Source organism: Geobacter sp. 60473, from assembly GCF_036323535.1.
GTDB lineage: Bacteria > Desulfobacterota > Desulfuromonadia > Geobacterales > Geobacteraceae > Geobacter > Geobacter sulfurreducens.
The window spans coordinates 3,644,175-3,668,497 of record NZ_AP028967.1 but is presented as its reverse complement, the minus strand read 5'-3'; the positions used below and the strand labels follow the sequence as shown (position 1 = coordinate 3,668,497).

Annotated in this window: 25 protein-coding genes and 1 tRNA gene; 4 read left to right on the top strand and 22 right to left on the bottom strand. The window is 62.7% G+C overall.

Going from position 1 to position 24,323, the window contains the following annotated elements; translation table 11 throughout:
* Positions 1-130 precede the first annotated feature (130 nt).
* From AABA48_RS17415 to AABA48_RS16770, 3 genes are all read right to left on the bottom strand, one after another.
* Positions 131-1,138 carry an SEC-C metal-binding domain-containing protein gene (locus AABA48_RS17415; RefSeq protein ID WP_349256826.1) on the bottom strand — a complete coding sequence of 336 codons (1,008 nt, stop codon included), beginning with the start codon at positions 1,136-1,138 and terminating at the stop codon, positions 131-133.
* 156 nt (positions 1,139-1,294) lie between these two features.
* Positions 1,295-1,552, bottom strand: coding sequence for a hypothetical protein (locus AABA48_RS16775; protein ID WP_324309437.1), 258 nt, complete (start codon positions 1,550-1,552; stop codon positions 1,295-1,297).
* 461 nt (positions 1,553-2,013) lie between these two features.
* Positions 2,014-2,090: transfer RNA gene (locus AABA48_RS16770), tRNA-Pro, on the bottom strand.
* 405 nt (positions 2,091-2,495) lie between these two features.
* Between AABA48_RS16770 and AABA48_RS16765 the strand changes: the two genes are divergently transcribed.
* Positions 2,496-3,047: a hypothetical protein gene (locus AABA48_RS16765; protein ID WP_066356858.1), complete on the top strand. Its 552-nt coding sequence runs from the start codon at positions 2,496-2,498 to the stop codon at positions 3,045-3,047.
* 232 nt (positions 3,048-3,279) lie between these two features.
* The gene (locus AABA48_RS16760; protein ID WP_338270731.1) at positions 3,280-3,714 is read left to right on the top strand and encodes a hypothetical protein; all 435 of its coding nucleotides are present in this window, start codon (positions 3,280-3,282) and stop codon (positions 3,712-3,714) included.
* A gap of 29 nt (positions 3,715-3,743) precedes the next feature.
* On the opposite strand, the gene AABA48_RS16755 is transcribed toward AABA48_RS16760, so the two are convergent.
* Both AABA48_RS16755 and AABA48_RS16750 read right to left on the bottom strand, forming a co-directional pair.
* Complete coding sequence (locus AABA48_RS16755; protein WP_324309434.1) at positions 3,744-4,814, bottom strand: type IV pilus twitching motility protein PilT; 1,071 nt, start codon at positions 4,812-4,814, stop codon at positions 3,744-3,746.
* A 13-nt stretch (positions 4,815-4,827) separates the two neighbouring features.
* The gene (locus tag AABA48_RS16750) at positions 4,828-6,477 is read right to left on the bottom strand and encodes a GspE/PulE family protein (RefSeq protein WP_286351398.1); all 1,650 of its coding nucleotides are present in this window, start codon (positions 6,475-6,477) and stop codon (positions 4,828-4,830) included.
* Between the two features lie 173 nt (positions 6,478-6,650).
* Here AABA48_RS16750 and AABA48_RS16745 point away from each other — a divergent pair, with 173 nt between their 5' ends.
* Positions 6,651-7,655, top strand: coding sequence for a hypothetical protein (locus tag AABA48_RS16745; RefSeq protein WP_286351397.1), 1,005 nt, complete (start codon positions 6,651-6,653; stop codon positions 7,653-7,655).
* Positions 7,656-7,664: 9 nt separating this feature from the next.
* Here the strand turns inward: AABA48_RS16745 and tssH are convergent, their stop codons facing one another.
* Genes tssH through tssJ form a run of 6 tightly spaced genes read right to left on the bottom strand, consistent with a single transcriptional unit; the run spans position 7,665 to position 15,373 of the window.
* Positions 7,665-10,292 (bottom strand): type VI secretion system ATPase TssH, encoded by a 2,628-nt coding sequence (gene tssH, locus AABA48_RS16740; protein ID WP_338270730.1) that lies wholly within the window; start codon positions 10,290-10,292, stop codon positions 7,665-7,667.
* A gap of 12 nt (positions 10,293-10,304) precedes the next feature.
* Positions 10,305-11,297 carry a type VI secretion system baseplate subunit TssG gene (gene tssG, locus AABA48_RS16735; RefSeq protein WP_338270729.1) on the bottom strand — a complete coding sequence of 331 codons (993 nt, stop codon included), beginning with the start codon at positions 11,295-11,297 and terminating at the stop codon, positions 10,305-10,307.
* Positions 11,261-12,994 carry a type VI secretion system baseplate subunit TssF gene (gene tssF / locus AABA48_RS16730; RefSeq protein ID WP_286351394.1) on the bottom strand — a complete coding sequence of 578 codons (1,734 nt, stop codon included), beginning with the start codon at positions 12,992-12,994 and terminating at the stop codon, positions 11,261-11,263. Before tssF ends, tssG begins: the two co-directional genes overlap by 37 nt.
* Positions 12,995-13,022: 28 nt before the next feature.
* Positions 13,023-13,430, bottom strand: coding sequence for a type VI secretion system baseplate subunit TssE (tssE, locus tag AABA48_RS16725; RefSeq protein ID WP_286351393.1), 408 nt, complete (start codon positions 13,428-13,430; stop codon positions 13,023-13,025).
* Between the two features lie 3 nt (positions 13,431-13,433).
* Complete coding sequence (gene tssK, locus AABA48_RS16720; protein WP_338270728.1) at positions 13,434-14,825, bottom strand: type VI secretion system baseplate subunit TssK; 1,392 nt, start codon at positions 14,823-14,825, stop codon at positions 13,434-13,436.
* Positions 14,822-15,373, bottom strand: a complete 552-nt coding sequence (tssJ, locus tag AABA48_RS16715; protein WP_338270727.1) for a type VI secretion system lipoprotein TssJ — start codon at positions 15,371-15,373, stop codon at positions 14,822-14,824. The genes tssK and tssJ overlap by 4 nt, the downstream gene beginning before the upstream one ends.
* A gap of 286 nt (positions 15,374-15,659) precedes the next feature.
* Here tssJ and AABA48_RS16710 point away from each other — a divergent pair, with 286 nt between their 5' ends.
* Entirely contained in the window at positions 15,660-16,106 is a 447-nt protein-coding gene (locus tag AABA48_RS16710; RefSeq protein WP_338270726.1) for an SH3 domain-containing protein, read from the top strand.
* Between the two features lie 57 nt (positions 16,107-16,163).
* Here AABA48_RS16710 and flhB read toward each other — a convergent pair whose 3' ends face one another.
* The 11 genes from flhB to AABA48_RS16655 all read right to left on the bottom strand — a co-directional run bounded on the left by flhB (position 16,164) and on the right by AABA48_RS16655 (position 24,307).
* Positions 16,164-17,222, bottom strand: coding sequence for a flagellar biosynthesis protein FlhB (flhB, locus tag AABA48_RS16705; RefSeq protein ID WP_286351389.1), 1,059 nt, complete (start codon positions 17,220-17,222; stop codon positions 16,164-16,166).
* A gap of 4 nt (positions 17,223-17,226) precedes the next feature.
* Entirely contained in the window at positions 17,227-18,021 is a 795-nt protein-coding gene (gene fliR, locus AABA48_RS16700; RefSeq protein WP_286351388.1) for a flagellar biosynthetic protein FliR, read from the bottom strand.
* Positions 18,022-18,071: 50 nt separating this feature from the next.
* Entirely contained in the window at positions 18,072-18,341 is a 270-nt protein-coding gene (gene fliQ / locus AABA48_RS16695; RefSeq protein ID WP_010941093.1) for a flagellar biosynthesis protein FliQ, read from the bottom strand.
* Between the two features lie 12 nt (positions 18,342-18,353).
* Positions 18,354-19,106: a flagellar type III secretion system pore protein FliP gene (fliP, locus tag AABA48_RS16690; RefSeq protein ID WP_286351387.1), complete on the bottom strand. Its 753-nt coding sequence runs from the start codon at positions 19,104-19,106 to the stop codon at positions 18,354-18,356.
* A gap of 20 nt (positions 19,107-19,126) precedes the next feature.
* Entirely contained in the window at positions 19,127-19,624 is a 498-nt protein-coding gene (fliO, locus tag AABA48_RS16685; RefSeq protein ID WP_286351386.1) for a flagellar biosynthetic protein FliO, read from the bottom strand.
* Complete coding sequence (gene fliN, locus AABA48_RS16680) at positions 19,621-19,926, bottom strand: flagellar motor switch protein FliN (RefSeq protein ID WP_052269463.1); 306 nt, start codon at positions 19,924-19,926, stop codon at positions 19,621-19,623. Before fliN ends, fliO begins: the two co-directional genes overlap by 4 nt.
* A complete protein-coding gene (fliM, locus tag AABA48_RS16675; RefSeq protein WP_286351385.1) occupies positions 19,923-20,909 on the bottom strand; it encodes a flagellar motor switch protein FliM in 987 nt (328 codons plus the stop codon). The genes fliN and fliM overlap by 4 nt, the downstream gene beginning before the upstream one ends.
* Before the next feature lie 34 nt (positions 20,910-20,943).
* Entirely contained in the window at positions 20,944-21,465 is a 522-nt protein-coding gene (locus AABA48_RS16670; protein WP_286351384.1) for a flagellar basal body-associated FliL family protein, read from the bottom strand.
* 369 nt (positions 21,466-21,834) lie between these two features.
* Entirely contained in the window at positions 21,835-23,094 is a 1,260-nt protein-coding gene (locus AABA48_RS16665; protein ID WP_286351383.1) for a flagellar hook protein FlgE, read from the bottom strand.
* A 162-nt stretch (positions 23,095-23,256) separates the two neighbouring features.
* Positions 23,257-23,643 (bottom strand): TIGR02530 family flagellar biosynthesis protein, encoded by a 387-nt coding sequence (locus AABA48_RS16660; protein ID WP_286351382.1) that lies wholly within the window; start codon positions 23,641-23,643, stop codon positions 23,257-23,259.
* A 7-nt stretch (positions 23,644-23,650) separates the two neighbouring features.
* Positions 23,651-24,307: a flagellar hook assembly protein FlgD gene (locus tag AABA48_RS16655; protein WP_286351381.1), complete on the bottom strand. Its 657-nt coding sequence runs from the start codon at positions 24,305-24,307 to the stop codon at positions 23,651-23,653.
* Positions 24,308-24,323 lie beyond the last annotated feature (16 nt).

Sequence of the window (24,323 nt, the reverse complement as noted above, 5' to 3'; positions counted from 1 at the left end):
CGACCCGCGTGTGACAACCCTTTTAACGACGCTAGGCGGGAGGTTTGAAACCCAAAGAGCGCTGCTCCTCGCCCCGGTGACACCCCAACATCCAGAAGGAGTCACCGGCATGGCATGGCCATTCGACACCTCATAAATGAAACCGGACGACATGGTCCACGAGCGACAGCTTGCGCAGACGGAACTCACCGGAAAACCTTTTGGCAGGATCACGTTCGATCTCCGCCAGACCGAGAAAACCGGCGAACCGGTCCAGGGCGCGGATGGCGTAGCAGCGAGAGATCTCCTCCTCGGCGGTCTCAAGGGAGAGCGGCCGGGCCTCCCCGAGCACCGCGGGAAAGGCCCGCAGGAAGCAATCGGCATAGAACGCTGACGTCTGCCACGCGGCACCGAATCGCTGCAGCAGATACAAGGTAAACAGAAACGAGTGCTGGATAATAGAAAAATCCTCATACCGATCCTGGTATCCCCAATTGTACTCCCAGGTAAAGGCACGGAGCAACCGAGGGTAAATGCCGGACGGGCCCTGTTCTGCCAAGAGCGTCCGGCACTCCCTGCCGAGGATGAACTTCCCCTTGTATTTTCGGATTAACCCGGCCAATTCCGCTACCAGCCTTGTAACGTGTAGTTCCTGGAAGTCCGGTTCGGTGTTGATGCCGCAAAACCGGGTCTTCTCCCGATACCCTTCTTCCCCCAGAAAGGAAAGGGCCGCCTCCCGACAAAAATTGCGGGGGAGATTGCCGGTTGCAGTCGCCTTCAGCCCCTCTTCGCCGATGGCGTCAACCAGCAGGCCGAAGAGGGTCATAATCGGGGCTTCAGGGGCGATATCGAGTCGGGCCGGGAAGGTGATCAGGTGGGGCGTCTCGAACGGAAAATGGAGGAACCGGTGCATTTGTTCCGATGACAGACCTTGGAAGTCGTCATTGGGTGCTCGATTGCGCTGCTGCATATGCTGACGAAGGAAAGCGTTGGCCTCTTCCAGAGAGGCGAAGCTCTGCCCCTTGAGGAGTTCCCTCAACTCCCCCATGGCCTCGCCCATGCCGGCAGGCTGTCCGCCGGCCTCTTGTTTACCAGCGCAGCATTTCTTGTACTTGATCCCGCTGCCGCAAGGGCAGGGATCATTCCTGCCGATCTTCATATCCGCTCCAGTGGACATTGAATTTTTGCTACAGCGTCAAGCATCCATCAAACAAAAAGGCAACATTTAACAACCTAAATATCAAGGTTTTCTCTGAGCTCCGTCCAGAAAGCACCCTCTTGGTCAAGCAACAGTCAAGCAAATTCATGGCGATTATCATGCCCACCAGGGCAGGTATTTCCTGGCCTTGCTTCCAACGGTTTCATCGTGACAGCGGATCAGGCCGGCGGCGACGGTATCCCTGATGATCCGTGAGGCCATTGAACTGTTCTTCTCTTCAATGCCGAACCTCTCCCGCAGTGTTGTGTTGGTCATGAAGTCGCGCTGTACATAACGAAGGCAGGCGTGCAGGTAGCAGGCGCGGATACGATCTGCCTTGTCCATCCCCCGGAATTCGCGGTGGGCGAAGAGCACGGCGCGGGTGTGCTCGTCGCTCTTCTCAAACGGCCTTTCGGGTTGTCACAGCTCACTGTCGAAACCGCGTCGCAAAGTTTTCGCACCAAACCAAAGAGATTCAAAAACCCAATCCTCGATAGATAAGTTGACTTTTCAACATAAAAGAAGGATAGCTTTAACAGCTCATCCACAATGCGTGGAAGGAGTAACGAGGCCGTCCGAAGGGGCGGCTTCAGCTTTTTGTGCACCGACCCCGCCAGTATTCCTCATACTCCCTCTGCAATTTTTTCTGTCGATGCGGCTGTTCAACCAGGTAGGCCACAGGGCGCCCCTTCCGTCTCGAAGCAGCTTTTGCGACGAAAGGATACGCTAGTTGTCACGAAAATCAATATGTGCGACGAAAAGGAACGTAAAAGGATGCATTCCACAACCCAACGCAAAAAGGGGTTACGACAAAAGCCGTAACCCCTTGATCTTTATGGTCGGGGCGAGAGGATTTGAACCTCCGACCCCCTGCTCCCGAAGCAGGTGCGCTACCAGGCTGCGCTACGCCCCGACTAAGAAGAAATGTCTATATCATGCGACCTGCTGCTCTGGCAAGATTTTTTTGCTTCCCCCCACTCTGGGAACGCGACGGAAACCGGGAGCGCCTCCCTCTCGACAACCACCTCGCAATGGGTTAATCTCGCTCGTCGACGCTGTTTTTGCCATGCCCCTGGTGGATTCCATGTCCGAAGCACCCACCACCTCCGCTGCCGTCGTCGACCACCTCCACCGCTGGGCGGCCCCCGAAGCGGGCGAGCGCGCCGTCACCTTCCGTCATGATACCCCGTACGCGGCACCAGAGAGGGGGCGTCGCCATGCTCAAGGCCATGCGCAAACAGTCAGCATCACCGCCCCGGAGGGACCGGCGCAGGAGTCACGCCTGTCTATGGAAGATTGAAAGATAGGAGGAAACGCAATGGTGGTTTCGCGGAAAACAGAGAGCTATCAACCGGGAATGATGGTTCGGCATGAACGGCTCGGCCTGGGAAAAGTGGTCGACGTGGCTGGTTCGGGGATCGTCAGTGTACGGTTTGACTCTTGGGGCACCAAGCATTTTGACCCCCTGTCCGAACCAATGGCGCCGCTGACGGAGAATGAGCTGAGAGAACAGCTCGAAGTTGCGGTTTCCCGATGGGAAGAGGCGATCCCCTGGCTGGAGCAGGGATGGGATTGCATAGAGGAATACACCAACGACCTTACGGCACGGGAGATCCTCGACGATGCCATTGACGGTTACTGCGGCATGCCGCTGCCGCGCGGTCTCGCGGAGCGGATCGAGAGGTCCGACGCCCGTTTCCGGGCCGCCACTGAGGAATCGGACCTTTGTGTCTGGCACGCCGAAACGCCGTATCCGCATGGGTATTCTGAAACCTATGACCCAGACCGGCAGTGGTATTATTTCCGCTGGCCCCCTGACGCACCCTACAGGTTCCGGAAGCACGACAGCACGGCAGCCCGAAACGAATGAGTAATGGAGAAGAAAGGTGCATCGCTGCTCAGATCACTGCGTGACAGACGGCGACTACTGTGCTCACTATTGTGATTTTTACGATTGTGACGATGACGGTGATATTGTCCCGACGGGGTTTGGGTTCTGTGAGGAGTGGAAGGAAATCGTTTCGCTTGACTCCTCATGTGACAATTTCTACTGTCGAATCGCACGGAGAAATGCACTGCCTGAAATCCCCCACGAGGACGCCATGCGGGAACAACTCAGCCGCCGCTACCTGAAAACCTTTGCCTGCGGCACGGCACACAAGTTCGCCTCTTCCGCCGTGCATTACGCCTGGCTGGCCCATCATTACGGCATCGCCCGAGTCACCATAGACCTGCTGGCACTGACCATAGAACCGCCGGAATTCAACATCAGGCGTAACCGTATCCTGGCAGGGCAGTGCCGCGACAGCTTGCTGTGCAATGCCAAGCGTCTGAAACCGCCGGGAGCGGTCACGGCCGCAACGCTCGCCGCCGAATTCGGCATCCATGAGCACGGTGTTGATGATCGCTTCGAGTGGATCGGCCCCTCGACCTTTACGGTGATCCTCACTGATGACCGGGGCAAAGAATGGCGCGGCAAGATCACGCTGGACAGGATATTGGCCCACGGCGATGGAGTCGGAGACCCGAACCGGTAGGCGGGTGACGGGCGCTACCCTCGCCGCCCCTACTGGCCCGGCTTCTCCGCCAGGTACTGCTCGAACTGCTTCTTGTCCTGGGCACAGCGGTAGGCCTCTTCGGCGGTGATCCGCTTGGTCTTGAAGAGGTCCAGCAGATGCTGGTCCATGAGCTGCATGCCGTCACGCTTGGCGGTCTGGATGATGGAGGGGATCTGGAAGGTTTTCCCCTCCCTGATCAGGTTGGCGATGGCCGGTGTGCCGAGCATGATCTCCAGGGCCGCGACCCGCCCCTTGCCGTCGGCGGTCTTGAGAAGCTGCTGGCAGACTACCCCTTTGAGGGATTCGGAGAGCATGGCCCGGGTCTGCTCCTGCTGATCGGTGGGAAAGACGTCGATGATCCGGTCGATGGTCTTGGCCGCCGAGTTGGTATGGAGGGTGCCGAACACCAGGTGGCCGGTCTCGGCGGCGCTCATGGCGAGGCCTATGGTCTCCAGATCCCGCATCTCGCCCACGAGGATCACGTCGGGGTCCTCCCGCAGGGCGGCGCGCAGGGCGGCGGAGAAGCTCAGAGAGTGCTCGCCGATCTGCCGCTGGTTCAGGAGCGACATCTTGTTCTCGTGGATGAATTCGAGAGGATCTTCCAGAGTGAGGATGTGCTCCTTGCGGGTGGCGTTGATGAGGTCGATCATGGCGGCAAGGGTGGTGGACTTGCCCGACCCCGTGGGCCCGGTGACCAGCACGAGCCCCTTCTTGAACTGGGTCATGCGGCGGACCCCGTCGGGAAGGCTCAGGTCGTCTGCCGAGAGGATCTTGCTGGGGATGATCCGGAAGACCGCAGCGATGCCCCGATGAGTCATCATGTAGTTCCCCCGGAACCGGGCCAGGCCGGGAATGGCATAGGCGAAGTCCAGGTCCCGCCGCTCCTCGAAATCAGCCTTCTGCTTGTCGGTCAGGATTTCATAGAGAATGGTCGTCAGTTCCTCATGGGAGAGAACCTTGAAGTTCTGCCGCGCCATCTCCCCGTGGAGCCTGAAAATGGGCGGAGCCCCCGACGACAGGTGGAGGTCGGAGGCCCCCTGCTCCTTCAGCAGCTTGAACAGTGCGTCGATACGTGCCATGAAACCGTCTCCGTCAACCGTGCAGGGAGGAGGCATACTCCTCCAGCGAAATAGTGCCTTCAGCCAGCAGGGTCTGCCGCTCGTCCGCGATCCCGCGCCAGCCCTGTCCGCGCAGATGCTCGATCACCTCTGCCCCGCTACGGGCCGCCTCGAACCGCTCCCGGAGGTCGTGGTCCAAAACCAGCACATCCAGCAGGTAGCGTCTGCCTTCATGGCCGGTCTGGTCACAGGATTCGCACCCCGCCGACCGCCAACAGGAGGTGACGTCGGCACCGATCCCCAGAGCCGCCCGCTCTGCGGCGGGAAATGGCTCGCTTCGCCGGCATGCGGGGCACAGGGGCCGGACCGGCGTGCAGGTAATCACCCCCCGCAGGTACGCAGGCACGAGAACGTGCATGTCCCGGAAGGCGATAAGCTGGTCCAGGGCGCCGACGGCGTCACCGCAGCCAATCCCCGCCACCACCAGCTTACCGCGCAGGGTTGCCCGGCATGCTGCCGCAAAGGCCTGGCCGTCAGTGACATCCTCCAGGACGAGAATATCCGGATCATGCTCCAGACAGGCTGAGACCACGGCGCTCAGATCCGCTTCGGACGGCACCGGAATGCGGGGGAACCGCTGCTCTCCCGCGCCGGCGTCGCTGCCGACGACCAGCACGGTCTTCCCCTCCGCCTCATGCTCCTGAAGGTAGAGATCGGTGAGCCGACGGCGAATCTCCCGATCCCGGGCTCCGGTCACCACCATGCCGCGACCGGCCGCCGCCAGATCGGCAAACTGCCGGACCTGGTCGTCCGTCAGCCCCAAGTCGGCAATAGATGCCGGGAACAATGCCGCCACCGTCATCCTGAAGGTGAGGTGATCACCGCCTTCTCCCCGCAGGGTAGCCACCTGGAAAGGAATGGAGCGTCCCTTCAAGGCAAAGGATATTCCCCCCCGGGCGGAGAACCGGGCCCCGTCGATGTGGGCGAGTTTCTTGACATGCATGACCACGTCGGGATAGCGGGAAGGGGCAAGCTGTCCGACCTCCCGCGTGGTGCCGCCGCGCCGGGCAATCACCGACACCCTGTCCCCCAGGGGGTGGAGCGAAAGGGAGCTAAGCTTTTGCTGGGCCACGAACAGCAATAGGTAATCGAGGAACTTCCCCCCTGTCAGGTCGTGATTCATGGCGGCCAGGGCCTGGGGCGGGAACGCCGACGACGTGAACCCCAGGCGCTCCTCCGTGTCGGGCGGTCCGTAGAAACGCTCCTGCATCTCCCGAATCTCCCGGATGAGCGCCACGGAAACCGACACGGCGCACCCGGTCTCCTTTTCCACGGCCGCCACGGCCGCCACGTTGAGCGGGTCGGCAATGGCGATGCTCAGTTCCTCGCCGGCCCGGATCAGGGGAATGAGATTATGCTGCCGGGCCATGGCCGCCGGGACCAACGCTACGGCATCCCGGTCGACCATGGTCGGCTTGAGGCGTACGTAGGGGATATTGAGTTGGTTGGACAGGGCCCAGTCGATGTCCTCCTGGGCGACGATGCCGAGGGACACCAGTGCCTCGCCGAAGCGGCCGCCGGTGCGCTCCTGCTCATCGAGTGCCCGCCGGATGTCGTCCTCGCTGATGATCTGGCATTTGAAGAGAATGGACCCGAGGGACCCTTCCTTGACGATGCTTTGCATGGGTGCTCCTCCCTCTACATCCAATCGGCCGGAACCGGCCGTGACTTGAGGGTTATTTTCAGGCGCGAGCACCCTTTACTTTTTTCGCTCCCCCGTGCTACCCTCGTGAAAAATCAGGTTCCGTAACGGGCACCGCGTTTGCCGACGCCCGTCATGGCGCCCCAGGAGACGACATGAAAAGAAAAGCCCTTGCCCTCCTCTCGGGAGGACTCGACTCTACCCTTGCGGTCAAGGTCATGCTTGAGCAGGGAATCGAGGTCGAGGCCCTCAACTTCACCTCTCCCTTCTGCACCTGTACGGGAAAAAACGCCGGCTGCAAATCCGAAGCGATTCGGGTGGCCGAGGAATTCGGCATCCCCATCAAGGTCATGCACAAGGGGGTCGACTATCTGGAAGTGGTCCGCACGCCGCGGCACGGTTACGGGAAGGGGATGAACCCCTGCGTGGACTGTCGCATCTTCCTGCTCCGCAAGGCAAAGGAGCACATGGCCGAAAGCGGTGCCGATTTCGTCATCACCGGCGAGGTGCTGGGACAGCGCCCCATGAGCCAGCGCCGGGACACGCTCCGCGTCATCGAGCGGGAAAGCGGGCTGGAGGGGCTGCTGCTGCGCCCCCTTTCGGCCAAGCACTTCGAGCCGACGCTCCCCGAGCGGGAGGGATGGGTCGACCGCGAAAAGCTCCTGGCCATCCAGGGACGCTCGCGCAAGGAGCAGATGCAACTGGCCGAGGATCTGGATGTGAAGAATTACCCGTGTCCGGCCGGCGGCTGCCTTCTCACCGAGGTCTCCTTCGTCTCAAAGGTCAAGGACGTCTTCGACCACTCGGACCAGCTCAACCTGCGTGATTTCCGCCTGCTCAAGGTCGCGCGCCACTTCCGCGTCGGCCCCCGCACCAAGGTGCTGATCGGCCGCAACGAGGCCGAGAACGAACTCCTCTCTCACCATGTCCAGCCGGGCGAAGCCGCCATCCGGTGGGTAGACGGATCAAGCCCCCTTGGCGTCCTCATGGGAACAGTGGACGACAGCCTCCTTGAGACCGCTGCAAAGGTTCTCCTCCGCTACACCAGGGCCGAATCCGGCAGCGACTGCCGGATCAAGGTCACGGTTGACGGCAGCGAACGGATGCTCACGGTCTCCCACACCTTCTCCGAAACCTGCATCGAGCAGTACCGCGTTTGACGCCTCCGGTCACCGGGACTCCGCACCGCCCCCGCAGCCGACGGTAAAGGAACCGTCGGCTGCCGCATCAAGCCGGATTGCCTCCAGTTCCTCTCCCGTGCCGATCCGCGCCAGGATCTCCCGGGAGAGGAGCGGCAGGAGGGTCCCGCGCAGGATATGATCGATGGCCCGGGCGCCGCTCTCCACTTCGGAGCAGCGGGCAGCGAGCCGGGCCGTAACCGCCGGGGTCCACGCAAGCTCCATCCGGCTGTTCTCCCGGAGCCGCTCCGCTACCCGGCTGAGTTTGAGGTTCACGATCTCCTCCAGGCTGTCCGGCGCCAGGGTCAGATAGGGGACCACGGTCATGCGGGCCAGGAGCGCCGGCTTGAAGTGCCGCGCGAGATGGGGGCGGATGGCGGCGGCCAGATCCTCCGTCGTGGGCGGCGGATTTTCCGCGCAGCGCGAGACGACGACATCCGCCGCCAGATTGCTCGTCAGAAAGATGACCGTGTTGGCGAAGTCGATCACCCGCCCCTCCCCGTCGGCCAGCATCCCCTTGTCGAACACCTGGTAAAAGAGATTGAGGACGTCGGGGTGGGCCTTTTCCACCTCGTCCAGCAGCACCGCCGAGTAGGGGCTGCGGCGGACCGCCTCGGTAAGGGCGCCCCCCTCGCCATACCCCACGTACCCGGGCGGCGAGCCGATGAGACGGCTGGTGGTGTGACGCTCCTGAAATTCACTCATGTTGATGACGGTGAGGAACCGCTCGCCGCCGAAAAGGAGATCGGCCACGGCCAGAGCGGTTTCGGTCTTGCCGACGCCGGAGGGGCCGACGAGCAGGAAGACCCCCAGGGGCTGGCGCGGGTCCTTGAGGCCGGCAGCCGAGGAACGGAGCACCTCGGCCACGGCGGCCAGCGCCGGCTCCTGCCCCCGGATGCGCCGGCGCAGGCCCTCTTCCAGGGCAAGCACTCCGGCGGTCCGGTCCTTGCGGAGGCTCCCCAGGGGAATGCCGGTCCAGTCGGCCACCACCTGCGCCACCACCTCCGGGTCCACCTCGATCCTGACCAGCGGCTCATCCCCCTGGACCTCCGTCAGCATTGCCGCGGTTTCCGCCATCTTCAACCCCACTGTGCCCCCCCCTGCGTCACGGCCCTCCGCTGCCTCGTTCCGCACGGCCACCACCGTCCAGGCCAGCTCTCGTTCCCGGTGCCAGCGAGCCGTTACGGCAGCCAGCTCCTCCCGCAACAGCGCCAGCTCATCCTTCAGCACCGCCAGCCGTCCTTCGTCCTCCGGCCGCCCCTGGAGCCGATCACGGCGGAGGGCGGCCTCTTCCCGCTCCAGGGCCTGGATGCGCCGCTCCGCCTCCTCTACCCTTCCCGGCTTGCCGGTGAGCAGGAGCTTCACCCGGGCCGCAGCCGTATCAAGGAGATCCACCGCCTTGTCCGGCAGCTGCCGGCCCGACAGGTAGCGGGACGAGAGTTCCGCCGCCGCCCGGACGGCGTCGTCCCGGATGGTGACCCCATGGGCCGCCTCGTATGTATCCTTGAGGCCCCGCAGGATCAGCACCGCAGTCTCCACCGACGGCTCGTCCAGCTTCACCGGCTGGAAGCGCCGGGCCAAGGCGGCATCCTTCTCGAAATATTTCTTGTATTCGCTCCAGGTGGTGGCGGCTATGGTGCGCAGCTCACCCCGGGCCAGGGCCGGCTTCAGAAGGTTGGCGGCGTCCCCTCCGCCCGCCTGGTTGCCGGCACCGATCAGGGTGTGGGCCTCGTCGATGAAGAGAATCACCGGCCGGGAAGCCCCCTTCACCTCTTCGATCACGCTCTTCAGGCGGTTCTCGAACTCCCCCTTCATCCCTGCCCCGGCCTGGAGCAGACCGAGATCAAGCCCCAGGAGCCTCACCTCCCGCAATGCCTCCGGCACCTCCCCCTTAACGATGCGGAGTGCCAGCCCCTCCACCACGGCGGTCTTGCCGACCCCCGCCTCCCCCACCACGATGGGGTTATTCTTCCGCCGCCGGGCCAGGATGTCGATCATCCGGCCGATCTCCCGATCACGGCCGAAGACCGGGTCCATGCCCCCCTCGGCTGCCCTGGCGGTGAAGTCGGTGCAGAAGCGGGAAAGCGCCGTGTCATCCCGGTCGGGCCCGGCGACTGAAGCGGTGCCGCCGCCCGTGCAGGCATTCTCCTCCGAGCCGGAAACAGTGCGCGAGAAGCCGGAGAGCAGCCCCTCCCGTCCCAAGGGCATGAGCTGGTCCACGTAGCGGCCCGCCGCGAACCTCAGCGGCCGGGCCAGGAGCGCCGCGAGGAGCGCCCCGGAGCGGACCCGCTCCTCGTTCAGGTCGAGGGAGGCGGTGAGCCACCCCGCCTGGAGCCACTCCAGAAGAATCGGGGAAAAGACCGGCCGCCCCCCGTTGCCGGTGGGCAACTCGTCGAGAACCCGGACGACTCCGGTCTTCAGCAGGGAGGCGTCGATGTTAGAGTTCCGCAGAACGGCAGCGAGGTCGCCCCCCGCCTCATCGAGCAACCTGGCCAGAAAGTGTTCAACGGTCACTTCGTAGTGCCCCCTGGCCACGCAGAGTCCGGCGGCCCCCTCCAGTGACCGGGTGCAGAGGGGGTTGAGACGCTTGAGAAGAGCGGTAAGGTCAACGGTCAGCACGGAAAGGTCTCCTTAGGGAATATGTCCGGGAAATACAGCGCAAGGCAGGGTTTCGCCGGCAGCGGCACCGAGCCAGGTGTCCCATCCGACCCGCGCCCCCCGGCAAACGCCGAGGCGTGCTTCCGGGGTCTCTCCCGGGGCCAGCGTCAGTTCCACGTCCCAGGCGAGTGGGTCATCCAGGTAGAGTTCCACGATCAGCTCCAGGGTCGAGCGGCCAGGGGCGCCGGGGAGGAGATCCGCGAACTGTTCGCGGGAAAGGGGCCCCAGGCACAGACGGAACATGCCCAGCCGGTCATCCAGATCGGTTCCGACGACCGTGTCGATGCCGAGACTGCTCCCGGCTATGCCCACGGCTAGCCGTTGTCCGGGGGGAATCGGCACCTGCCGGTGCTGACAAGGGATGACTTCAACCAGTACGCCGAGGGCGTCGGCGACCATGGTCCGCAACCCCAGGGCAGAGCGGGGAACCTGTCCCAGGAGACCCGCATAGCGGAGCCAGCGGCCGGACTCCGGCAGGGTCGTCTGCCCCTGGGCCAGGTCGAGCCCGGCCAAACAGAAAAGACGTTCGAGGTCATCCCCGCTTCCGTCCTCCACAACCCGGTTGAACAGGCGATACTTGGCGTCGCCTGCGACCCAGAGATCAAAGATCCGGTGGCTCAGCACGTCGAGAAAGTCCCGCGAAGCAGAGCCGTCTTCACGCTCCTCGTCCATCAGCTCTTCGGTGTAGAAGGTTGGAAGGGGGGACGACGGGCCGTAGAGCCCGAGGAAGCGGGCCGTTATCCGGTAGCCGTCGCTCTGCCGCTCGATCCGCGCCACATCAGCAACCGGAAAGGAAAGGGAAAGCTCGGGCCGGACCCGCACCCCGCACGGGCGAACGTCCTCCCCCGCCTGAGGGGCCGCAAGAAGCCGCAGCAGGCGCACCGCCTGGGCAAAGGAGAACTCATGCCCCCGCTCGAACAGCTGCGTCTCTAGAGAAGCTGACGGTGACCGAGGCGGGGGGGCCATGAGTACACCTCTCCCCGAACGCTTTCGCGGACGGTCAGGCGGGTGAAGCTGTTGAGCGAGGCGTAGCCCCCCAGAAAGCAATCGAGCATCGCCCCGAAGAGGAACAAATCGCCCGGGCCGGCAAAGTGGTCCCCCCGCAGAGTAAGGACAATCTCGCTGCCCCGCAGCAGGTGCCCCCCCACGAGACGGCCGGCCGGCTTGGCGATAACCGCTTCGATACCGTCCAGCCGCTTCCGGTTGGCGGCCAGCTCACCCCGCCCCCCTCCCTCCTCGAACAGGTAGAGAGCCAGGAGAGTGCGGAGGTTGTCGGCGCTGGCCAGGGAGAGGCGGTTAAGGGACAGATGGGAAACGAGCCGCCAGAGGAGATTTTTCCCCAGTGGCGGCAGCAGCGCCGGGGTCAGTGGCGTGATATTGTGGAAGGTGGCACTCTCGGGGGAGGAGGAGGTCGGCTCGCACAGGTCGCCGAGCCACAGGTTTTCCGGCAGGCGGCCGTTACTGCAGGTAAGGGCGATGGAAAGCGTCTCCGCCTCCGGCAAGCCTTCCCCCTGCGGGTAGGCAACGGCCAGGTGCACATCGAATCCGGCGCGGACCGGCGAGGCGGATACAGCGGTATGGAATGTGGGCTGGGCACCGGCGCCAGCACTGAACTGCCCGAAGGGGTGATAGGTCCGTTCAGTTGCCGCCCCCCGGACGATGCCGGTCACCCGATCGACGGAATATACCTGGCCATGCCCCGGCGCCAGGCCAGCGGGCCGCACCGGGTATCGCCCGGCCCGGTGGTCGAGGAGAATCGGCTCGGCATCGTGGGAAAAGAGGTTCACGGCCGGCGAGGCGAACAGGACAAAGCTTCCCCGCCGCACCGGAGGCGGAGGGAGAACGAGTCCGCCCAACTCGAAGGTAATGGTGAACCTCGAGCCGCCGCCACGGGCGGTCCAGCGCTCCCAGCCAGTCAACTCCAGGAACAGGAACCGCTGGGGCGCGGCAAAATATTCCTGCACCAGCCGATAGCCGGGAAAGGCGTGGGAAGGCCAGGGGATCAGGTGCTCGTCGTCGTTGAAGCCCACCGGCTGAAGACAGGCTGCGGGCAGGCTGGCCGACGCCCCTTTCTCCTCCGGGGTTATCACGATTCGCTTCAGGTGCCGGGAGAGGACCAGGAACAGCTCCGCTGCCGGGGCATGGTCGCCGGCCAGAAAAAATCGCAGCGATCGTGGTTCCCAGTGGTCGAGCGAGAGTCCGGTGAGCGACAGGGACAGGGTTACGGCTGGAGCACTCCCCGCCGGTTGGACAAACGTTGCGTCGAGAAGTTCCAGGGGGTGAAGTTCTACCGGGCTCGTTGTCCGGAATAGGCAGCGGGTTCCCTCCACCGGGATCGACGCGAGCTCGGTCCCGGCCGGAATCAGCCGGGAGCGCATCAGTGACGGCTTCGGTTCAAAGGCGACGATGGTGGTGGCGGGTACCGGCCGCAGGTAGTGGGGGGCCACGAGACGAACCAGATCGTGAACCACTTCCGGGAAATCATCATCGAGTTTTTGGCGCAGGAGAGCCGTCTGGAAGGCAACACCCTCCAGAAGCCGCTCCACATCCGGATCGGTCGACGGACCGCCGAGCATCGGCGCCAGCGCCGGGTGGGCCACGGAGAACTCGGCCCCCAACTCCTTGAGTCGGGCGAGTTCATCCTGAAAATGACGGGTGATCATCGTGTGTGCTCTCTCTTTCCGGGCTTGGTCAGCGTCTCACCGCAACCTTCCCGTCGGTATCCACCAGCGTTTCAAAACAGACCGCTCCGCCGTCGCTGCCGAGCCGGGCGGAGATGGCAAACCTGAGCGCCAGCACGTCGTCCTCCTGCGGGACGAAGGTAACCCTCACGCCGGTGAGACGCGGCTCAAAGCCCTGGATAGCGGCACGGATGCTCCGTTCGATCTCCCGCACCGAATCTGGGTAGCTCTGAAGCACGTCGAGTACGTCAGGGATGCCGAAGTCAGGGGCGATGGGCACGCTCCCCCGGCGCGTGTTGAGAATCCGGCGGACGTGTGCCAGGATTGAATCCACCAGACGGCCCCGATCAGTCCCCCCGCGGCGCGACGGATCCCGCTCCAGGGAGCGGATGCGTTCCAGAAGGCGTTCTTCGCGCATGAGCTACCCCGTGGCCACCACCATCAACTCCACATCCAGATCGGCCGGGGCGCCGGTCCAGTGGAGGGCGAGGGCGTGTTCCCGCTCCACCAGGAGCCATTGGTCGCCGGCGGCATCAACGGCGAAGTAGTGGGTGTCGGCGCGGCGCGGCAGCTCCTGGGGCGGGACCGGCAGGTAGCTCAGGCCGATGCCGGGGAGGGCCCGGGCGGCAAGGACCGGCAGGTGCTCCCGGGTGCTGAGCTTGGCGGCGGTCTCCAAGGACGGGAGGAACGCCGCCGGCTCCGAGGTGGTCCGCAGGGCCAGGTAATAGCGGCTGCCGGCTTCAAAGATGCCCGGCTTCAGGTCGGCGCTGTAGAAAGCGCCGTCATGAGTGAGACGGATCACGTAATCGGGACCGGCGGTGATCTCGTCCAGAAGTCGGGCGATGAGGTCCCGGGCCGCGAAGAAGCACTCCCCGAGGGTGCGGTGGTCGTAGGGGGGGAGGAGCCGGAAGCCGTCGTCCAGCTCGCCGAGGGCCGAGACCCGCTCGGAGAAGGAGGAAAGCTCGCCGATGAGCTGGCGAAGGGTGCCGTAAACATCCCATGGGTGGATCTGCCGCGCCTCGGTCAGGTGGAAGAGGAGTGGCACATGCCGGTTGAGGGAACGGAGCGCCAGGAGATAGACCATGTCCCGGGAGCCGAACCCGGCGTTCTGGATGCCGCGCTGCTTTTTGTGCTCCTCCAACTGTCGGGCGCGGGCCGTCACCTGGTCCCGGATCTCCCGGACGATGCGAAAGAGGGGCTCGCTCGCATCGAGGGAGAGACTGGGAGGGATGAAGCGGCCGGACAGCCGCACGTCTGCCCCGAAGCGCTCCAGCCGCGCCACCGGGATCAGGTGCCAGTCGCCCAACTGGTCCCGCTCGCTGTCCCAGAGGATTTTCAGCACATGGCGCAACCGCTTCACCTGCCCCGCCGGTCCGCCGGCGTGGAGATCGCGCATCTCCTCCGGATCTGCCGCGGCGGCGAAACGGGTAGTAATCCCGGCGAGGTTTTCGAGCCGTTCGGTGACGGTCACGTTCTCTCTATCCCCGCTCCACTTGCGCACTCCCACGTAGACCGGCAGGGGACGATCCCCCTCTACCCAGGAGTCGTCGAAGGAGCGGGGTTCGCAGACAGCGTTCTCGCCAATGACCGCCCAGGTGCCATCGGGGAAAAGGAACTCGCCGGAAAGGATGCTGAAGACCCGGGTGCCGAGAGCGCTGGCCTCGATCTCCAGCTCCCCCGCCCCCCAGAAGTGGGGGTGGAGATGGCGGAACAGGGGGGCGAGACGCCCCTGGACCGACAGGTCCTGGAGCTGAAAGTGCTGGGGCTGGAGAAAGAGCCCCTGGTGCCAGTAAAGGGGGGGATGGGCGGTCATGGCTTTCGGGGCTCCTCCTTCACATCATGAATCTCCTGGGGACCGAGATGCAGCCGAATGTCGACCCGTCCCGGCTTGACGAGCTTCGTGCGGTTGACGAATCCCTTCGTCTCCTCCCTGGTTGGGATCGGGTAGAGCCGAACCGACCGTTCCTTGTCGAGCAGGTAGTATCCCGCCGCAAAACCGATGTAGCGTGCCCCTTCGGCCCGATCCAGGACGTCGTTCAGTAGCTGCCCGGGCTGAATGACAACCCGCCTGGCCGTTGCCACGGCCTGGTCGAACCGGCTGCATTCCAGCAGCCTCTCCGGACCATCCGGTTCGTTACGCAACTGGTTGAAGGCGTTCGGATCACGAAGCTGGTAGATGCAGGCCACAAGGGCGTGCGGGTTCTTCTGGTACAGGTTCAGCCGGGGGTCTCCCGTGAGGCTCAGGCCGATGGCCTCACGTTCGAACCCCCACTCCACCGGCGGCCTGACCTCCTGAGACGAGGCACAGGAGCAGAGGCACGCAACGACAGACCAACACAGCAACAAAGCGGGACGCTTCATCGGCTTCTCCAGGGGCGCAGTGAGCGATGGCAAAGGGACAGGATGCGGACAGCAAGGCGGTACGTTGTCTATTACATTAAATTCAATGTTAACGTATTATCATTTATTGCTGTTTACTGTCAATGGACTGGTAGGAAGCTGTGCGCAGCGCCCCTGACAGCGGATGTCGGAAGGCCTGATCCGAAAGCGAACGGAACACTGTGGTAGCCGGACGTGCAGTGGAATGGTAACACTTGACGCGAGGACATCCGCACGATAGCCTCCCCCTTGAAAGGAGAAACGTGTCATGCCCCTGATTCGGCTTCAGTCACGAATGCTGATACCGTCGCTCGCCCTGGTCGTCCCTCTTCTTGCAGCCTGCACCACCGTCATCGAGGAACGGGGAGGCCCCCAGGCCCCGGGGATCGGCTTCGAGGAGACACCGGCAGTCGTCGACCGGACCGACCGGCAGCATGCTCCCCCACCGCAGTCCCCTCCGCCGCAGCCGCCGGAACCTCCCGCGACTCCGGCTGTCGCCGCGCCGGCCTCGCTGCGCATCGGACCGGAGCATACGTATGTGAACGTCCGGCGCGGGTCTTCACCCCGTACGAAGGTGGTGGCTATCCTGAAGGGTGGCACACAACTGGAGCTGCTGGGGAAACAGGGGAGCTGGCTGCGCGTTCGCTGGCAGCACGGCGGGAAAACGGCGGAGGGATGGGTCTATCGGAAGTTTGTGGAGGGGAATGGGCAGTGAGTCGCAGAGTCCGTAGGCCGGGCATGCCCCCCGCATGCTCGCGGGAGCGGCGCCGGTTCAGATCTTGCCCTTCAGGCTGTACACATAGGCCAGCACCTCCGCTACCGCGGTGTACAGGCTCTCGGGGATGGGCTGCCCCTCTTTGACCTGGGCATAGAGCTCGCGGGCCAGGAAACGGTTCTCCACGAGCATGACGTTGTTCTCACGGGCGATGGCCTTGATGGTCTGGGCCATATGGTCGACGCCCTTGGCCAGCACCAGCGGCGCGGCCATGGTTTCGCGTTCGTACTTGAGCGCCACGGCGTAGTGCGTCGGGTTGGTGACGACCACGTCGGCGGTAGGAATCACCTTGCGCAGTCGTTTCTGGGCCTGCTGAAACTGCATCTGACGGATCTTACCCTTGACCTTCGGGTCCCCCTCAGACTCCTTGTGCTCGTCCTTGACCTCCTGCTTGGTCATTTTCAGATTGTCGATGAAACGCCACTTGACAAAGGCCAGGTCCAGAACCCCCAGGATCAGGAGCACGCCGCAGGTGTGGATGACCAGCTTGAAGGCCAGGTGCTTGAAAACCTCAAGGATCCCGGCCAGGTCGGTATCGGCCAGGAAAAGCAGTCCGTCCATCTCGTCCCGCATGATCTTGTACGACATGTAGCCGACAATGACGACCTTGAGGACGGCCTTGAGCATCTCCACCAGGGAGTCCTTGTTGAAGAGCTTCTTTGCGTTAGTGGCCGGATTGAGCTTGTCCAGTTTGAAGGTGATCCGCTCGCTGTTAATGGAGAAGCCCACCTGGACCATGGTCGTTGCGAGCCCCGAAATCACCACCACCAGCATGAACGGCATGACCACGCTGAGAAATATCAGGAACAGCTTGATGAGGAGATGTTCGACGCTTGCTTCGGTCAGGTGAAACGTTCCCATGGAACCGAGCAGTTCGCCACTGGTCCGCTTCAGGGTGGTAAACATGAAGCCGCCGGTGGTGTACAGGGCAACCATGGCGGCGATGAGGGTTACGGTGGAGGTCAGGTCCCGACTGTGGGGAACCCCTTTCTTTTTCGCCTCGTCCAGCTTCTTGGCTGTTGGTTTTTCTGTTTTTGAATGTTTGTCGTCAGACATGCCCTTATCCCTTGCCCATGAGCTTCATCATGGTCTTGAGCTGTTCATCGAGCATGCCGAAATGCCCCTGGACGGTATGGAGGAAAAGGGGGAGGGAAAGCCCCAGGATAATGAACCCGATGCCGATGTTCAGGGGCATACTGACGAAAAAGACGTTCATCTGGGGAAACGAGCGGGCCATGATGCCGAGCATGACGCTGGTCGCCAGGAGCGTGACCATCACCGGCGCCGCGAGCCGGACCGCCAGGACGAACACCTCGCCGATGGTAGTCACGATGAATTGGAGAAGCCCGCCGCTCATGTGCCACGCCCCCAGGGGGAGGACGTCGTAGCTCTGGACCAGCGCTCCGATGAAGATGTGGTGCATGCCCAGGGAGAGGAACAGGAGCGTGGCCAGCATCTCCAGGATGATCGACATGATCGACAGCTGGCCTCCCTGGGACGGATCGAATTCGGTCACGATGGTGAGGCCGATCTGGACGCTGGCGATCTGGCCGGCGAACTCGACGGCGGCGAAGATGATCAGGGACAGCAGCCCAAGCGACACGCCGACCAGTACCTCCTGCACCATGAGGAAACCCAGGGAGAGCACGTCGGCCGGAAGTTGCGGCATCTTTCCCTTGATGATGGGGAAGCAGACCATGGTCATGGCGAAGACGAGCAAGGCCTTGATGGGAGTCGGCACCCGCCGGCCGCCGAAGATGGGAATGGCTGCGAAGATGCCCGCCATCCTTCCCATCACCAGGGTGAAGAAGGCCACGTCGTTGGCCGTGGGGAATGGTGTGGTCAGTGGAAACATGGGTGTCGGCGTCCCGGCGGAGCACTGTCACTCGCCGAAACTGACGGTCCTCACCGTCGCATGGTGGCGATGAGGGCGTAAACTTCCCGGGTGAAGTCGCTCATGTAGTTCATCATCCAGGGGAAAAAAATCACCAGGGCGACCATGACGGCGATGATTTTGGGGGCAAAGGCAAGGGTCGCCTCCTGGATGGAGGTGACCGCCTGGAAGATGCTGACGGCAAGTCCGACCACAAGGCCGGAAATGAGCAGCGGAGCGGCCAGCATCAGCGTCACCTCGAAGCTGCGGCGGGCAAGCTGTACGACGAGATCGGGACTCATGATAAACCTCCGCTACCCAAAGCTTTTTATCAGGGAGCCGATCACCAGCCCCCACCCGTCCACCAGGACGAAGAGGAGGATCTTGAACGGCAGTGAAATCATGACCGGCGGCAACATCATCATACCCATGGACATGAGGACCGAGGCCACCACCATATCAACCACCAGGAACGGGATAAAGACCAGAAACCCGATCTGGAAGGCGGTCCGCAGCTCACTGATCATGAAGGCCGGGATGAGTGTCAGGGTCGGGATGTCGTCGGCAGTGCGGGGTCGCGGCAGCTTCGAAAGATTCAGAAACAGGGCCAGGTCCTTTTCGCGGGTCTGGGAAAGCATGAACTTCCGCATGGGAGCCACTGCCCGCTTCAGGGCCTCATCCTGGGTGATCTGGGCCGCCCGGTAGGGCTGGATCGCCTGAGTGTTCACCTGCTGCCAGACCGGAGCCATGACGAAAAAGGTCAGGAACAGGGACAGGGCGATGATAATCTGGTTTGGGGGAGCCTGCTGAGTGCCGATGGCGTGGCGCAGGAACGACAGAACCACCGCGATCCGCGTGAACGAGGTGGTCATCATGAGGAGCCCCGGCGCCAGGGACAGCACCGTCATCAGGAAGAATATCTGGAGGACCACCGACACATCGCCCGGCTTGGTGGCCTTGCCCACCCCGATGCTGACGCTGGGCAGCGCCAGGGGCTCGGCGGCGGCCGCCAGCGAGGCGGTCAGCAGGATGACGCAGAAGGCGATGAAAGGGATTCGTTTAGACATCGGGACACCGTCCATGGTGCTCAGGCTTTTCCTTCCCCGGCGCGGCGCTCGGGGACATCGGCACGCCCCTGTTTCATGGCGGCGAGCCGTGTCGTAACCGCGTCCAGTTTTCCCTGAAAGAGAGTGGCGAGGGGAGTACGCCCGGCGGTTTCGTCGAGCACCTCGATCTCTTCCAGGATGTCTATCTGCTTGATGAACGAGATATTGTCGCCGGAAGAGCCGAGCAGGAGAAACTCCCCCCCCACCTCCACCAGGACCAGCGATTTCTTCGGCGCCAGGTAGCGGGTCTCCACCAGCCGGATGTGGCGTTCGGTTCCCTTGCCGTGGACGCCGGGCCGAAACCATCGGTTCGCTGCGTAATAGGCCAGATAGATGAGCCCCAGCACCAGGGAGAGGGAGGCCAGCATCTGGATGAAAACGGTGGCGAAGCTAAAATTCGCTCCGCCGCCGGCCTCGGCGGCCCGGGCAACGCCGGGAACGACCAGGGCCAGGGCCGTGGCTGATGCCCGCTGTTTCACAGGACTTTCTCCACCCGCTCGTTGGGGCTGACGATATCCACGAGCCGGACCCCGAACTTCTCGTTGACCACAACCGCCTCGCCCCGGGCGACGAGCTTGGAGTTCACGAAAACGTCCAAGGGCTCTCCGGCAAGCTTGGTCAATTCCACAACCGCCCCCTGATTGAGCTGGAGCACGTCCTTGACCAGGATCTTGGTCCGACCCAGCTCCACCGTGAGCTGAAGCGGTATATCGAGGATGAACTCCAGGTTCTTGCGGTCCAGTTCACCGTCTTTGGTTTCTTCTTTCGTGAGGTCGCTCACCGCTGTTCTCCCTTGCCTACGACGTTCGTGATCTGAAGTGCCTTGTTGCCGTGACGTATGCCCGGCATTCCCGTGAATTTGGGAACCCCGCCGACCTTGACCGTGAGATCGCTGGTGCAGGGAGTATCAAGCATGATGGTGTCGCCGGGGACCAGGCTGAGCAGGTCATTGAGGCTGATGACCGCACCGCCGACCTCCACCGATACGTCCAGGGGAGCCTCCAGCAGTTCCTTGGACAGCCGGAACGACCACTGGGGATCGATGGCCATGAGGTCGAACTGGGCGCCGGACTTGAGCTTGTCCCGAATCGGCTCGATGGTCATGTAGGGGACGGCGAAGACCATCTTCCCCTCGATCTGGTCGATCTGGATCTGCATCTCCATCGTCACCACTTGGTATTCGGGGGGAACGATGTTGACGAGCCGCGGGTTCATCTCCATCCGGAGCAGGCTCATCTTGGCCGCATAGAGCGGCGCCCAGGCCTTTTCCAGATCGACGAGCATGTCCTGAACGATCTTCTGGACCAGCCGCAGCTCAATGGAGGTGAACATCCGGTTTGCGCTCGTCTGGACCGACGTCATGCCTGTTCCTCCCAGGATGCAGTCCACAATGGTAAAGACGAGCGTGCTGTCGAAGGCGATCAGGGCCGCCCCCTTGAGCGGGTCGGCCTTGTAGATCGCCATGCAGACCGGCGAAGGAAGGGTCTGGATGAAGTCGTCGAACTTGTACGACCCGGCCCCAAGCTTCTTGATCTCGACGATGCGCCCCAGCCGGTTCGACAAGGTTCCCCGCTGGTAGCGGATGAAGCCGTCGTAAATGATGTCCAGGTTGGGAACGAGCCCCTTGTGGGCTTCGCTGTTGAAGAGGTCGTAGGAGTGGACGGTGCCCTCCTCCTTTGCCAGCTCACGGTCGGGTTCGATCTTACCCTCGAATACCGCGGCAAGCAGCGCCTCTATCTCTTGCTTGGTGAGGATCTTCTCCATGGAGATTCCTCTGCCTCCCTTGACGTCCTGTCGACTACTGGACCACGAAATCGGTGAAATAGACCTTGGTTACCTTGCCCGGAGGCAGAATCTTGTTGGCCGCCACGAGGATTTCATCCCGCAACTGGTTTTTCCCCTGCAGATCCTGGATGTCCTGGAGGGTCTTGGTGGTAAGCAGAACCAGAATGGCGTCGCGCAGGGGGGGCTGGCGGGACTCTATCTCAGCCTTGGCGTCCGGAGTTGCGGTTTCGAACTCGACCTTTACCCGGAGATAGCGCAGCTCCTGGCCGTCGTAAATATTGACGATGAACGGCTCAAGCGCGAACGCGGTGGTCACGGCCCCGGCCGCGCCTTCCTTGCCCCCGCCGTGACCGCCCTCGGCCTTCTGCTCGACCTTGGCCTCAGCTTCGCCTTCCTTGCCTTTTTCTTTCTTGCCCCCGCCCAAGAAAACCACGGCCAGGGCAATAATCACCACGGCAGCCGCGCCGATGATGATGAAAAGCTTTTTCTTGTCCTTTGGCGCACCCTCGACGGGTGCCTTTTCGTCCGCTGCCATCAGACTCCTCCTTCTGTATGGTTGAAATCCTTGGAACTCTACGTACCGATACGGCTATTGCAACCGAAATGCCAGAAACGACGATGTGGGATCAATGGGGTACTACGCAAAAAAACATCATGATATTGGGAACTAATGCGGAAGTCGCAAAAGAGGCGAGACACGGCGTTCACCCGGGACGGATGCAGCCACGTCGAATTTTTGACAAATCAGGCAAAGGTTCGGCGGCGAAAGACACAGAACATTGTCGTTTACTGCACGATGACCGGCGACTTGTCAAAAAAACGACAATTGCCGAAAGACACCAAAGCACCACGTCCGGCGGAGAAGGGGAGTGTTCCCCTTCCCGCCGGACGGTCAGTTACCGAGTTACCGCTTGAGACTGAGCACTTCCTGCAGCATCTCGTCAGCCGTGGTGATCGTCTTGGAGTTGGCGGAATAACCACGCTGGGTGGTGATCATTTTGACGAACTGGGCCGCCATGTCAACGTTGGATTGCTCCAGGGAGTTGGCAAGGATCTTGCCGACGCCGGGGGCGCTGGCGTCGGAGAACAGGGGTTGTCCCGATTCCAGGGTCTCCTCGAAGAGGGTGCCCCCCGCCTTGGACAGGCCGGCCGTGGAGGAGAACTTGGCCAGTGCCACCTGGTAGAGCTTCTGAAGCTGGCCGTTGGAGTACACGCCGTTCACGTATCCCTTGTCATCGATGGTGATCTTGGTGAGGGTGCCCTGGTAGTAGCCGTCCTGGGTCTGGGAAGAGACCACCGACGAGCTGGCGTACTGGGTGGTGGCGCCGACACCCAGGTCGAAGAAGATCGGCTGGGGTGCGGCGACGCCACCCGCGAAGGTGATGTTCTGGGCCGTGCCGGCCAGGGGAGTCTGGGCGGTGAGGGCTCCGGTTGCATCGAAGGTGAGGGTCCCGTCGATGGGGGTGGTGGTGCTGCCTGGCGTGCCTGCCGCGGCGTCGGGAAGGATGACGTGCCAATCCCAAACGTTGTCGGCGGTCTTGCGGAAATATGCCGTGGCGGTGTGGGCATTGCCCTGGGAGTCGTAGACCGAAAGACTGGTCGAGAAGTTGGACGTGGCAACCGGGTTGGCGGGATCCCACGCCAGGGCCGGCGTGGTCTGGGTGGAATCCAGGTTCACCACGAACTTTACGGTGGAGGTCTGCTTCGGCGGCGTGGTGGCGAAGTTGGTCAGATCGATGGGCTTGAGCACGCCGTCGGCGAGCCCCGACGAGGGGATGATGCCGTATCCCATGACCTGATACCCCTCCGGGTTCACCAGGGTCTTGTCCTTGTCGAAGGAGAAGGCGCCGGCGCGGGTATAGTAGCGGCCGCTGGTGTTCTGGACCACGAAGAAGGAATCTCCCTGGATGGCCAGGTCGGTGCCGCTCTCGGTGCTCTCGAAGGAGCCCTGGGTGAACTGGTTTTCAACGGTCTGGATCTGGACGCCGCGGCCGATCTGGGAGCCGCCGCTGATGGTGCTGGAGAGGACGTCGGAGAAGAGCATCCGACCCTGCTTGAAGCCGATAGTATTGACGTTGGAAATGTTGTTGCCGATGACGGACATGGCCTCACCGTTGGCGTTGAGGCCGCTGATGCCGGTGTAAAGTGCTGATGTTACGCTCATTGATATGCCTCCGTGGGTACGACAGCGCTCCGGCTGCCGCCCGGGTTGACTGGAACGCCTCGGTCGGTCGGCGTCCCATGGGCCCCCGTGAAGGTCCGGCCCATTATTCGTTGTTCATTTCTTCCCTGCTCGTTCAGGTTCCCGATCCCTGGTCCCCGTTTCCTAGATGATCACTGCCGAATCAATGTTGGTAAACACATTTCCCTGCATGCTTGCCCGATCCATGGCCGTGATGACTGTCCGGTTTCTGACACTCACCACGAGGGCTGCGTCGCCGAGCATGATGAGCGACTCACGGCCACCCTTCTGGGCCACGCTCTCCACGGCTCCTTCCAGCCGCTTCAGGTCTGTGTCGCTGAAGGTGATTCCCCGAGACTGGAGCCGCTGCTGGGCATGGCTCGAGAACTTCACCTCCTGGGCCGGAAGCTTGCCGTCGAGAATCCTGGCAAACTCGCCCTGCTTGCCGGCCGGTTGTGCCGGCTGGGGTTGCGACTGAGAGCGACCGGGGTTGATGGGAAGCGGTTCGGGAAAATAGATGGAATCAATCATCCCAGAATCACGCTCCTTTCACAGAGAGTATGTTGCCGAGCGGTACATTGATGCCGCCGATGGTTATGTAGGGTTCCTCTCCCTCCAGCATGACCCCTTCGGCCCGGCCGAGGAGCAGCGGAGCGCCGTCAAAGGCCTCTCCCTTGGCGTTGGTCCCCGAGACGGAGAAGGTGTAGCGTCCATCCGGAAGCGCATTCCCTTTTTCGTCCTTGCCGTCCCACGTTATGGAGCCGTCTCCCGCCTGGGTGCTACCCAGAGTCAGGGTCCGGACAACGGTGTCGGTGTCATCCTTGATTTTGATGGTCACCTTCTGGGCGGTGGCGGGAAGCCGGTAACCCAAGGTCGGATTGGTGCCGCTGGTGAGCTTGATCAGGTTGCCGCTTGCCGTGATCTCCTTGCCGATGAACGAGACCGCCGAAAGGCTCGTCGCTCCGTTCACAAGATTGAGAAGATCAGAGAGGTTGCTGTTGGTGTTGTAGGCCTGTTCGACCTGGGTGAGTTGTGCCAGCTGTCCGATGAACTCCGTGCTGTCCTGGGGATTGAGCGGGTCCTGGTTCTGGAGTTGCGTTACGAACAGCTTGAGGAAGTCGTCCTTGTTCATGCCGGTGGACTTCTTCATGGCCGCTGCGGCCGCCGTGGTGTCGTTGGTAACGCCGTATACCACGTTGTTGTACCTCCTT